Origin of the sequence: Pedobacter sp. (assembly GCF_040513095.1) — a bacterium.
Lineage (GTDB): Bacteria > Bacteroidota > Bacteroidia > Sphingobacteriales > Sphingobacteriaceae > Pedobacter.
This window is the reverse complement of record NZ_JBEVDX010000023.1, coordinates 43,703-56,052: the sequence shown is the minus strand read 5'-3', so window position 1 is coordinate 56,052 and position 12,350 is coordinate 43,703. Positions and strand designations below refer to the sequence as shown.

11 protein-coding genes are annotated in these 12,350 nt (G+C 43.6%); 7 read left to right on the top strand and 4 right to left on the bottom strand.

Translation table 11 applies throughout. The annotated features are described in order from the left end of the window. Positions 1 to 19: 19 nt before the first annotated feature. Entirely contained in the window at positions 20 to 160 is a 141-nt protein-coding gene (locus tag ABWY16_RS03645; RefSeq protein ID WP_353903294.1) for a DUF2256 domain-containing protein, read from the bottom strand. Between the two features lie 53 nt (positions 161 to 213). On the opposite strand from ABWY16_RS03645, the gene ABWY16_RS03640 reads away from it, so the two are divergent. After that, entirely contained in the window at positions 214 to 669 is a 456-nt protein-coding gene (locus tag ABWY16_RS03640; RefSeq protein ID WP_353903293.1) for a DUF1572 family protein, read from the top strand. Here the strand turns inward: ABWY16_RS03640 and ABWY16_RS03635 are convergent. After that, entirely contained in the window at positions 666 to 938 is a 273-nt protein-coding gene (locus ABWY16_RS03635; protein WP_353903292.1) for a UBP-type zinc finger domain-containing protein, read from the bottom strand. The genes ABWY16_RS03640 and ABWY16_RS03635 overlap by 4 nt on opposite strands. Before the next feature lie 181 nt (positions 939 to 1,119). Here ABWY16_RS03635 and ABWY16_RS03630 point away from each other — a divergent pair, with 181 nt between their 5' ends. The 5 genes from ABWY16_RS03630 to ABWY16_RS03610 all read left to right on the top strand — a co-directional run bounded on the left by ABWY16_RS03630 (position 1,120) and on the right by ABWY16_RS03610 (position 6,580). Further along, the gene (locus tag ABWY16_RS03630; RefSeq protein ID WP_353903291.1) at positions 1,120 to 2,712 is read left to right on the top strand and encodes a flavin monoamine oxidase family protein; all 1,593 of its coding nucleotides are present in this window, start codon (positions 1,120 to 1,122) and stop codon (positions 2,710 to 2,712) included. A 20-nt stretch (positions 2,713 to 2,732) separates the two neighbouring features. After that, a complete protein-coding gene (locus ABWY16_RS03625) occupies positions 2,733 to 3,905 on the top strand; it encodes a pyridoxal phosphate-dependent aminotransferase (RefSeq protein ID WP_353903290.1) in 1,173 nt (390 codons plus the stop codon). 12 nt (positions 3,906 to 3,917) lie between these two features. Further along, positions 3,918 to 4,916: a Hint domain-containing protein gene (locus ABWY16_RS03620; protein ID WP_353903289.1), complete on the top strand. Its 999-nt coding sequence runs from the start codon at positions 3,918 to 3,920 to the stop codon at positions 4,914 to 4,916. A gap of 383 nt (positions 4,917 to 5,299) precedes the next feature. After that, positions 5,300 to 5,773 (top strand): aldehyde dehydrogenase family protein, encoded by a 474-nt coding sequence (locus ABWY16_RS03615; RefSeq protein WP_353903288.1) that lies wholly within the window; start codon positions 5,300 to 5,302, stop codon positions 5,771 to 5,773. A gap of 96 nt (positions 5,774 to 5,869) precedes the next feature. Beyond that, positions 5,870 to 6,580 (top strand): DUF2490 domain-containing protein, encoded by a 711-nt coding sequence (locus ABWY16_RS03610; RefSeq protein ID WP_353903287.1) that lies wholly within the window; start codon positions 5,870 to 5,872, stop codon positions 6,578 to 6,580. On the opposite strand, the gene ABWY16_RS03605 is transcribed toward ABWY16_RS03610, so the two are convergent. Further along, complete coding sequence (locus ABWY16_RS03605; RefSeq protein WP_353903286.1) at positions 6,577 to 7,515, bottom strand: NADP-dependent oxidoreductase; 939 nt, start codon at positions 7,513 to 7,515, stop codon at positions 6,577 to 6,579. The genes ABWY16_RS03610 and ABWY16_RS03605 overlap by 4 nt on opposite strands. 202 nt (positions 7,516 to 7,717) lie before the next feature. On the opposite strand from ABWY16_RS03605, the gene ABWY16_RS03600 reads away from it, so the two are divergent. Then, on the top strand, positions 7,718 to 8,620 hold the full coding sequence (locus tag ABWY16_RS03600) for a c-type cytochrome (RefSeq protein WP_353903285.1): 903 nt from the start codon (positions 7,718 to 7,720) through the stop codon (positions 8,618 to 8,620). A gap of 41 nt (positions 8,621 to 8,661) precedes the next feature. Here the strand turns inward: ABWY16_RS03600 and purL are convergent, their stop codons facing one another. Next, positions 8,662 to 12,318: a phosphoribosylformylglycinamidine synthase gene (gene purL, locus ABWY16_RS03595; RefSeq protein WP_353903284.1), complete on the bottom strand. Its 3,657-nt coding sequence runs from the start codon at positions 12,316 to 12,318 to the stop codon at positions 8,662 to 8,664. Positions 12,319 to 12,350 lie beyond the last annotated feature (32 nt).

Here is a 12,350-nt window from a genome sequence, read left to right as displayed (position 1 = left end):
AATTTTGAGCTTAGTTAATTTAATCTTTGTTTCCTCTGCATTTATCACTGCAGTATTTTACTTCATCCCAGTTCTTTTCCCATTTCTTCCGCCAGGTAAACGGGCGGTTGCATACCGGGCAGATTTTTGTAGGTAGATATTGTTTTTTAATCCCTTTCATTATAGGCAAAACCAATTCACAGTAATAATGTTTGTATCATTAAATTTTGTAAAATGAATATCGATTATTATGTTATCCTGTTTACCAGAGATATTAACAGGTTAATAGAGGAGCTGAAGGGTTATCACGATGAAGAATCCCTTTGGAAAGTCTTGCCCGGAACAACCAATTCCGCAGGAAACCTTGTCCAGCACCTGATCGGAAACCTGAAAACCTATATCGGTAATCCTTTCGGAAATATCGGCTATGTAAGAGACAGGGAAGCGGAATTTTCGGCAAGGCTCTTTACGCGTGAGGAATTTATCGTCATCCTGGAGGAACTCCTGGAAACAATATCTTTTTCCTTATCCAGGATCCGGAAAGAAGCAATGGATGCTGTATATCCCAGGGAGATTTTATCAATTCATCCGGAACAGACCATAGAGTTTATCCTGGTTCACCTGTCCTCGCATCTTACCTATCATCTTGGTCAGATCAATTATCAGCGGCGATATTTTGCACATAGTTAATATTCCAGCATCTGCTCATCTACGTAGCACCAAAGCCATCTTTCGCCTGGCTGGGCAGAAGCAATTACAGGATGACCGGTGTGCCTGAAGTGTTTGGTCATATGGGTTTGTGGCGACTGATCACAGCAAAGTGTTACGCCACAGGTTTGGCAGGTACGCAGGTGTACCCAATCGCTCCCGATTTTGATACATTCTTCACAAACATTTTCATCACCAATATTAACAGTTGTAATTGTATTCAGATGTGTACAAATTCCCTGATTGCTCATAATTTATAGTTTATCAAAGATAATATTTGTTTTAAAGACCCGTAATTTGTTTAAAAATTGTTTTAATGTCTGACATTTATGTGATAATGTAATTTTTTAATGCAAATTCTGTTATTGAGGACAAATAATTACCTTATAAAGTTATTTTTCGCTAAATTTATAAGACAAACTCTCAATTATTTTGAAATCTATAACCAGACGCGACTTTCTCAGTAAAAGTACCCTGTTGGCGGGTAGTGCTTTTCCTGCAATGATGGCTTTAGGCTTAATGCAACCGGTGCCTGCCCACGCTTTTAATCTCGAAAGAACTACAAATGGCAAAAAGGTAATCATATTGGGTGCTGGTTTGGCAGGAATGACGACCGCTTATGAGTTAGCCAAGCTGGGATACCAGTGTACAGTGCTCGAAGCAAGGGAAAGAACCGGAGGAAGGTGCTGGAGTATCAGGAATAACACCCGGCATACCGAAAAAGACCAGCCTCAGGTAACCGCTAAATTTGACGAGGGTTTATATTTTAATGCAGGTCCCTCGCGTATTCCCCATAACCATGAACTTACACTTCACTATTGCAAAGAACTTGGGGTTCCTATTCAGGTATATAACAATGTAAATGAAAGTGCATACTTCTTTGCCGAAGGCAAAGGGCCCTTATCCAATAAAAAAATCCGTAACCGTGAAATCCATAGTGATGTGCGGGGATATATGACAGAAATGCTGGCTAAAAGCATGGATCACGGAAACCTGGACAGTGCTTTAACGAAAGAAGACGGGCAGAAGATCATTGAATACCTGATGGCAGAAGGCGGACTGGATGCAGATAAGCTGTACAAAGCTTCCGCACGCCGGGGATATATTGACGCTCCCGGTGCGGGCAACAAATCAGGCAGAATTGCCGATCCGCATACCCTGGCAGATATCCTGCATTCAGGTTTGATGGATCCCGATTTCTATAATGTTGCAGAATATACCTATGAACTGCAGATGACGATGTTCCAGGCTGTGGGCGGGATGGACAGGATTGCCGCAGCACTGGAGAAAAAGATAGCCCCGATGATTGAAATGGGGGCGGAGGTTACCCAGATTCATAATGTGACAAATGGCGTCAAAGTAACATACAAAGATGCCGCCGGTATACATGAACTGGAAGCTGATATGTGTGTTTGCACCATACCATTACCTGTTTTAAGTAATATCAGCAGCAATTTCTCCTCAGATGTGAGCCGCGCGATTGACTACATATCCTACAACCAGACAGGAAAGATCGGGCTGCAGTTCAGGCGCCGCTTCTGGGAAGAGGACGAACATATATATGGAGGCATCACCCACACCAATAACGAACTTACCCAGATCTTTTATCCTTCATATGATTACCTGGATAAAAAGGGGATCCTTATAGGCTACTACAACTTTAATGAAAAAGCGCAACAGGTTGGCGAATTAAGTTATGCCGACCGTGAAAAGCTGGCCCTGCAAAAGGGAAGGCTTATTCATCCGCAGTATGATAAGGAGTTTGAAAGCTCCTTCTCTGTCAGCTGGCATAAAACAAAATACAATATGGGTGGCTGGGCAGTTTACACCAGTGACACGCGTAGAGATGCATATCCCGCTTTATTGAAACCTGATGGCAACGTATATTTTGCCGGCGAGCACCTTACCTATCTGAATGCCTGGATGGCCGGCGCATTTGAATCGGCCAGAAGTGTAGTTGCCAGTATACACGGCCGCGTAACAGAAGCACGAATAGCATACCCGACAAAAACAACTAAAGGATAATAACCAAAAAACTCTCAATCATGGCAAACTCAATCAACCGCCGCAGCTGGATTAAATCCACAGCTATATTGGCCGGAGGCACGGCCTTCTTCTCAGGTGCAATCAGTACACTGGCTGCAGTGCCGAAAAGAATACAGCAAACGTTTTTGAACGACCGTCTGGCAGATCAGGCGGCCATTTTAGAGGCTACGCCGGTTATGAAAGCCCGGTTATTAGCCAATGAAAATCCCTTTGGCCCCTCGGTTAATGTTAAGAAAGCTATACAGGAAGCATTGGATTCCAGCTACCAGTATCCCTTTATGCATATGAAAGAATTGACTGGCAAAATTGCTGCTTACGAAGGCGTTCCGGAATCCAGTATCCTCATGGATGCAGGATCTTCACCACTGCTGCTGGCCTCTGCCATGTTTTACGGCAGGAACGGGTCGGAAATCATCACTGGAGATCCTTCCTACAGCAGTTTACCCTCAGATGCCGAGCTGCTCGGCGCGAAGTGGGTTAAGGTACCTTTGACTGCCGAGTACAAAATGGACCTGGACGCGATGGAAGCAAAGATTACAAATAAAACAGGACTGGTTTATATCTGTAATCCAAACAATCCTACAGGTACAGTTCTGGATACAGAAAAACTAAAAGCTTTTTGTGAACGTGTGAGCAGGAAAGTTCCTGTATTTGTGGATGAGGCATACATTGACTACCTACCTGATCCGCAGGCTGCGAGCATGATCAGCATGGTAAAGGCAGGCAGTAATATCATCGTAGCCCGTACCTTTTCTAAACTGTATGGTTTTGCCGGCCTGCGCTGCGGATATGTGATTGCACAGCCTGATACGCTGAAAGACCTGATGAAGTATTCGGTAGGAAATATGAGCATCTCTGCGCCAACAGTGGCAGCTGCTATTGCCGGATACCAGGAAAAAGACTTTTTGAAAGATGCCTTAAAGAAAACACTTGCTTCAAAGGAATTTCTGTACTCGGTACTCACAAAAGAGGGATACGATTACATTCCTTCCTCTGCCAATTTTGTCATGTTCCCGATCAGGATGGAAGGCGCACGTTTTGCAAAAGAAATGTCCAACAGGGGGGTAGGGATCCGCTTCTGGAAATTTAACGACAAAGACTGGTGCCGTGTAAGCATTGGGAAAATGGAAGAAATGCAGCTGTTTGCAGATGCCTTTAAACAGATCTCCTAACTTATTTATTATATGTATAAAAGAATTATATTAAGCGTAATCCTGGCTGCGGCCTTTCATACTTTACAGGCTCAGCAAAAAGCTAATCCACGTCCCTTAACCATGGCAGAATACGATATAGCCAAAAACTATACTGTTGCAGATCTTGATAAGGACACCTACGTGAAATTTGATAATACTTATATTCTGGACCGCTATCAGGCACGTAAACCCTTTTTTATTACGGGTGATGACGGACTGAAAAAGCGGATCGATCTGTACAAGCTGATTGCGAAGGAGGGGATGCAGGAAATTGGCCTGATGGTTTTTTATACCACTGAGAAAGGAAAGATCTATAAGGCTGTGGTACCCGATTATACTGCTGATGGAAAAGTCTGGGATAAATACTTCCAGGATATAGACAATATCAATAAAGAGGAAAAGAATTTTGTGCTTAAGCTCTCCTATATCCTGTCGAGAGAGCTCAGTTTTCAGCAATACAAGGTCCTGAACAATGGGAAGGCGCCTTCAGAAGAGGAGGCTACTTACGGAAGTGACATCTGTTTTCCCGGGGATGAAGAAGTGGCAATGGCCAGCGGATTAACGAAGATGCTGAAAGATGTAAAACCAGGGGACCAGGTTATTACTGTAGATCCCCAGACAAAAGCTGCTTCAGTAGTTACCGTTAAGGAACTGACCACGCATGAGCCTAAAAACTATGCACTGACCAGCCTGGTGCTTATCGCGTCAGCACACAGACAGACCAATACTGGTATGGAGATCCAATTGAGCGCAAAAGTATTGCAGGCTACACCTAATCATCCTATGATGACCCGCGAAGGCAACCGTAAAATGGGAGAGCTGAAAGAAGGACAGGAAGTTTTATGCCTGAATGAACTGACCGGTAAATACGATGTTTATCAGGTTTGGAAGAAAGATGAGCGTGCCGGCGGAACGCAGAAGGTGTATAATATAGTGGCTGATGGCGGAAGTACATTTATCATGAACGGGGTGATGGTGATGCAGAAATAATGGCGCATATGCCCCTTTTTTTAAAATAGAATTATCCTTAACTTAATTGTTGATAAGAAATAATCAGCATTACCAGTATACTCAATATTTTTTATGATGTCTGGCCCTGTTCAAAACGTGGCATCAATTTGTAAATCATTTTTTTGATTGAGATCGCTAGTATTGAGGGTCAGCCTGACTGACCCTCAAACAGGTGTGGTATTCCAATATACAATTTCTGAGATCCATATTTATCATGTTAACATATTATACTAATATGATTAATGGTAACGTTATTGTCACATAACGGCAGTGTCGTATAACTTAACATATGTTCATGATTTTGCTGTTTCATATACGGAGATTTGAATTTGATATCTGAACCACTTAAAACAATAAAAGCTATGCTTCAATTCCTTGATCTTTTTGGCAAACAGAAAGTAAACCTTAAAACCAGTATCAGGAAATCTTACCATTGGCGTATCAGGCAACTCGACCATCTGGAACGTATGCTGAAGGAAAACAAAAACGCTTTCTGTGATGCAATAAGAAAAGACTACAAAGTACCGGCCTCAGCGCCGATGTGCGAAATCAGTGCACCTATTGCCATTATAGAATTTACACGCTCACAGCTGCGGGAATGGGTGGCTCCCTCAGGTCTCAAAGGTGACAGTTCCTATGAGCCCTATGATTTGTCGATCAGTGAAATTTCAGACAGCTCACTGATCTTACTACTTAACCCTGTGATTGCAGCAATTTCAGCAGGTAATCCGGTAGTTTTAAAGGCTGATCGTGAAACTCCAGCTACAAATGCAATTTTGGATAACCTGTTGCCTCAGTATTTTGAGCCTTCAGATGTCGCAATATCAATGTGCTAAATCCTTTTATTAGCGTTATAACTAAATATATGATGCCGCTTTGCAGAGCGGCATTTTTAATTTTGGCATACGCCAAAAATATATTAATATTACCCTATGCGTATTTTGATTGGCCTTCTCAGCTTAATTCTTTTCCTGGCTGCTTCTGCACATGCCCAAACCGTACATCAGAGCAGTGGCTGGCTGTTCCTGCTGAACAATACGAAGATCAGTAATAAATGGGGCGTATATACCGACGTGCAGGTGCGTTCCGCGGATAAATGGGCGGAAGTCAGAAATTTCCTGTTCAGACCAGGAATCACCTACTATGCAAATAGTAAGAATGAACTCACCCTGGGTTACGCATTGATTCAAACGTTTCCCCATGTTGAAGGCTCTCGCGATAATTTACTCACTGAACACAGGATCTGGGAACAATATGTATACAAACATAAAACTGCCCGTACCATTATTGCCCAGCACAGGTTCAGGCTGGAGCAAAGATTTATAGAGAGATCAGGAAGAGATCAGCTGTTTGCGCAGCGTTTCCGGTATTTTACCCGCTTTATCATCCCGCTGGAAAAAGGTGCCAAAAATTTTGAGGAAGGATTTTTTGTGGCCTTACAGAATGAACTTTTCTTTAACGTTCAGCATAAGGATGAACTTAATCATAAATTATTTGATCAGAACAGGGCGTATATAGCAGCGGGATACCGTGCAAATAAACATCTGGATATTGAAGCCGGATACCTCAACCAGGCTATAAAAGGACTGAACAACAATACCAGTAATAATGTTGTTCAGCTCGCTTTATACACTAAGTTTTAATTATCATCTACCACCTTCAGTACAATCTTACCCCTTACGTGTCCTTCTTCTATAGTACGTTGTGCTTCGGCTGCATCTTTCAGATCAACGATATCATAAATGATGGGTTTGAGTTTCCCTTCGTCAATCAGTTGTGCCATCTTCCTGAGATCTTCCGGGTTTGACTGAGTCATAAACCTGCCGCCGGTTAAACCTTTTGCTGCAATGGCTGCCTCGTCTTTGATGGCGAGTGTGCTGACAAATATGCCTCCTGGTTTCAACACTTCGAGCGACTTCAATTGTACATCTCCGCCGATGAGGTCGAGCACAAGATCGATGTTCCCCAGTCTTTCTTCAAAATCTTCATTGTTGTAATCGATAACTTCATCAGCTCCCAGGTCTTTCAGGAAATCTATATTGCTTTCAGAAGCAGTCCCGATCACATAGGCACCTTTCCATTTAGCGAGTTGTACAGCGTAAATTCCAACACCGCCTGCCGCTGCATGGATCAATACTTTCTGTCCTGCCTGGAGCTTTCCATGGTCAAACAAGCCCTGCCAGGCCGTCATTCCTGCGAGGGGTACAGCTGCTGCATGGATATGGTCTATCGACTTGGGTTTTAATGCTATTTCTTTGTAATTGACGGCAACATACTCGGCATAGGTGCCCTGCCTTTTGGTATTTGGTCTTGCATAGACTTCATCCCCAATCTGAAATCCTGTGACTTCTTTTCCCAGGTGCTCGATGGTGCCAGATACATCCCATCCCAGGATCACCGGCCAGGCTCTCTGATCCGCACCCGGGTAATTTCCGCTTCTTACTTTCCAGTCTACCGGATTTACACTCGTTGCATAAACTTTGATGAGTACATCGTCTGGCAGAAGGCCTGGGTTTTCAGTTTCTTCATAGATCAATTCATCGGCACTGCCGTATTTATGGATGGTTACTGCTTTCATAATGTGAGAATTTGATTAATAACATATAAAGCCTGGGATTGATTTGAATATAATATGGTGAGCGAGTATATTTGGTGCAAAGAATTGTTTTACAGGTATTTGTGTAATGATAGGCTTGCTTATATTTAATTTTTATCATAATTTAGAAAACAGGTTAGGACGTTGCGGCTAAATAAATGTCTCTTGATTCTAAATTTCTCTCATGTTTAAAAAAGTGTTAAAGTGGATAGGTATCACTGTCCTTTCAGCTTTGATTTTGCTGACTTTTGCCTATGGACTAATTTCATGGTCGGTAAACAACCGCATCAACTCCCGGTACAGCTTCAAAAAAAATGTGGCAATGCTTCCTGATTCAGCAGATAGCTCAGTACTGTTACGGGGTAAACGTTTGCTGGCTATCAAAGGCTGTAATGAATGTCATGGTGCTCATCTGGACGGGCAGCTGATCATTGACGATAAAATGGTAGCTATCCTTCCCGCATCCAATCTCACAAGGGGCAAAGGTGGCCTGCCGGCTGATTTCTCTGACCAGGACTGGATGATGGCTCTTCAGCATGGCGTAAGCAAAGAGGGGCAGCCTTTATGGCTGATGCCCTCACAGGAATCTGCTTTAATGACTGAAAAAGATCTCCGGGCGATCATCGCTTACTGTAAAACGATATCTCCTGTTGATCACATCCTGCCTGAAAAGCAAATTGGGCCCATGGGGAAGGTACTCACTTTTTTTGATAAACTTGATTTACTGTCAGTAGAGAAAATCGACCATCAGGCAGCCGCGGTAAAGGAGGTTTCAGAAGACAAAGAAAGCATAGCATTAGGTAAATATCTGTCCGTTTCCTGCACAGGCTGCCACCGTCAGGATTTCAGGGGAGGAGATCCTGTAGCTCCCGGTTTTCCTGAAGTTCCTGATATCTCGCCGTCCGGTGATCCGGGCAAATGGACACAGCAGCAATTTTTTACTGCATTGCGCAGCGGCAAAAAACCTTCGGGAAAACAAATGGATAGTCGCTATATGCCCTGGAAGATGACGGCGCAATATACAGACAGGGAACTGGCATCTTTATACCTGTACCTCCATTCAATAAAAAATGCGGATAGGCCTTAGCTTATCCGCATCAATATGTTATAGGACATTACCTTTTGAAATTACGCTTCCAGCCATTTGCGGGCATTTACGAAAGCTGCAATCCATGGAGATACCTCATCATTGCGTCCTTCAGGATAGTTTGCCCAGTTCCACTGGAAGATAGAGCGTTCAATATGTGGCATGATCACCAGGTGTCTTCCGGTATTATCGCACATCATCGCAGTGTTGTAGTCAGAACCATTAGGGTTAGCCGGATAACTTTCATAACCATATTTCGCAACAATCTGATACTGATCTTCTGCATAAGGTAACTGGAATTTACCTTCACCATGTGAAATCCAAACGCCCAATGTTGTTCCTGCCAGGCCTGAAAGCATCACCGAGTTGTTTTCCTGTATCGCTACGGAGGTGAAACCACTTTCATGTTTATGACTGTCATTGTGCAGCATCTTAGGTTTTTCCTCATGATCTTTATTGATCAGCCCAAGCTCTACAAATAATTGGCATCCGTTACAGATACCTATTGATAAAGTATCCTCACGTTTAAAGAAGTTTTCAAGCGCCAGTTTAGCTTTCTCGTTGTAAAGGAAGGCACCTGCCCAGCCTTTTGCCGAACCCAGTACGTCGGAGTTGGAAAATCCTCCAACAGCTCCGATAAACTGTATGTCTTCCAGTGTTTCCCTTCCTGAAATCAGATCGGTCATATGTACATCCTTCACATCAAAGCCGGCAAGGTACATTGCGTTGGCCAGTTCCCTTTCAGAGTTGCTTCCCTTTTCGCGGATAACAGCAGCTTTTGGCCGTGGTTTGGAAGGATCTATAACTGGTTTCTTTCCGTCAAAAGATAACGGGAAAGTGTATTCCAGTACATGATTTTTATAGTTATCAAAACGTTCTTTCGCTTTAAAGGCTCCGCTTTGTTTTTGGTCCAGGAGGTATGAAGTTTTAGCCCATACATCACGCAGGTGATCGATATCAAAGTTCATGCTGCCTGACTGATCTTTGATCACCAGTGCAGGTTTCGAAGTTACCGAACCAATTTTATGATAGGAAACGTTATTTGCTTCAAGTACAGCTTCAGCAGAAGCATCGGCCTGAAATACGATCCCGATATTTTCTGCAAATAATTTTGCTATGCTGTCCTGATCTCCAAGGGCAGTAAGGTCAATATCGGCACCCAGGTTGCGGTCTGCAAAGCAAAGTTCGAGCAGGGTAGTGATTAAACCCCCGCTGCCGATATCATGTCCGGCCTGTATTTTTTTACCTTTGATCAGTTCCTGAAGTGTATTGAATGTGTTTTTGAATTGACTGGCATCAATTACATCAGGTGTTTCATCACCGATTTTATTCAGTATTTGTGCGAATGATGATCCGCCCAGTTTATAAGTATCACCTGATAAGTTGATATAATAGATTGAACCGCCGGTTTTTTTAAGGACAGGCTCAATAACTGCGGTAATATCATCACAATGGCCGGCCGCAGAAATGATGACAGTTCCCGGAGAGATCACCTCTTCGTTTTTGTATTTCTGCTTCATTGACAGTGAATCTTTTCCTGTAGGAATATTAATTCCCAGGCTGATTGCAAAATCAGAGCAGGCTTTGACAGCAGCGTATAAACGTGCATCCTCACCTTCGTTTTTACATGCCCACATCCAGTTGGCAGAAAGTGATACACTTTCCAGGCCATCTTTCAATGGAGCCCAAACCAGGTTTGATAAAGATTCTGCAATAGCATTACGGCTTCCTGCAGCAGGGTCAATTAATGCTGAGAGTGGGGCATGACCGATAGAGGTTGCGATACCATCTTTGCCCTGGAAATCCAGTGCCATTACACCACAATTGTTCAAGGGCAGTTGCAGCGGGCCGGCACATTGCTGTTTAGCTACGCGACCACCCACACAGCGGTCAACCTTATTCGTCAGCCAGTCCTTACTTCCAACAGCTTCCAGTTGCAGTAACTGCTCCAGGTAAGTGTCTATTTTTGAAAGTTCATAGCTTACTGCTGTATATTTTCTTTCTACCGTTTTATCCTGCATGATCACTTTTGGAGAACTTCCAAACATATCGTCCATTTTCAGGTCCATAGGTTTAGCGCCTGTTGTGGCAGATTCAAAGGTGAAACGATGATCTCCGGTTACGTCCCCAACAGTATACATTGGTGCGCGTTCGCGGTCGGCAATCTTTTGCAGGGTTTCCAGGTTTTCCTGTCCGATCACCAGTCCCATGCGTTCCTGTGATTCGTTTCCGATGATCTCCTTGGCCGAGAGGGTAGGGTCACCTACAGGCAGTTTATCGAGATCGATCTTTCCGCCGGTTTCTTCTACAAGTTCCGACAGGCAGTTCAGGTGACCGCCTGCACCGTGATCATGGATAGAGACGATCGTATTGTGGTCGCTTTCTACCATTCCGCGCACGGCATTGGCAACGCGTTTCTGCATTTCAGGATTCGAGCGCTGAATGGCATTCAGTTCAATACCTGAACCCATTGCACCGGTATCTGCAGAAGAAACTGCAGCACCACCCATTCCAATTCTGTAGTTTTCACCACCCAGAACAACAATCTTGTCATTAACTGATGGTTTTTCTTTTTTCGCCTGATCGGCCTTGCCATATCCGATACCACCGGCCTGCATGATCACTTTATCAAAGCCGAGTTTTCTTGCATCTTCTTCGTGCTCGAATGTCAGTAATGAACCTGTGATAAGGGGCTGGCCGAATTTGTTTCCAAAATCAGATGCTCCGTTGGAAGCTTTGATCAGGATATCCATCGGTGTCTGGTATAACCAGTTCCTTTCGGTCATGCCATTTTCCCAGGGACGGTTTTCTTCCAGACGTGAAAAGGAAGTCATGTATACAGCTGTTCCAGCCAGTGGCAATGAGCCCTGACCACCCGCAAGCCTGTCACGAATTTCACCTCCTGATCCTGTAGCAGCACCGTTAAATGGCTCTACTGTGGTAGGGAAGTTATGTGTTTCTGCTTTCAGTGAGATTACAGAATCAAAGTCTTTTATTTCGTAATATTCAGGTACATCCGCACGTTTAGGTGCAAATTGCTGTACCCTTGGTCCTTTTACGAAGGCAACGTTATCTTTATAGGCAGAAATAATCCCGTTAGGATTGGCTTCAGAGGTTTTGCGGATCATCTTAAACAATGAGACCGGCTGTTCTTCTCCGTCGATCACAAAAGTACCGTTAAAGATCTTGTGACGGCAGTGCTCCGAATTTACCTGCGAAAAGCCGAATACTTCAGAATCTGTTAACTTTCTGTCCAGTTTTACTGCAAGCTCATTTAAATAATCAATTTCCACATCACTCAGAGAGAGACCCTCCTGCTGGTTATACGCAGCGATATCTGCTATTTCAAGAATGTGCTCCGGCTGAAGGCTGATTGTATACAGCTCTTCATTCAGCTCATTGTATTTCTGAAACAACATTGGATCGAAAGCATTGAAATCAGCGCTTACCCTGGTAAATTCTTCGATCCTCACGATACCGTGGATGTCCATGTTTTGCGTGATCTCCACCGCATTGGTACTCCAGGGAGTGATCATTGCAGCGCGGGGGCCGGTGAAAAAGTCTGTTATTACAGTTTCTTTATTCAGTTGGGCACCGCCAAAAAGCCAGCTTAATTTTGAAATATCAGACGAGGTGAGGGTTCGTTCTATTTGTACAGCAAAAACAGTATTGCGCTCGTTGGAGAAGAAATAAATCATGGTTTTATTTTATGGCGCAAAGGTAAGTTAAA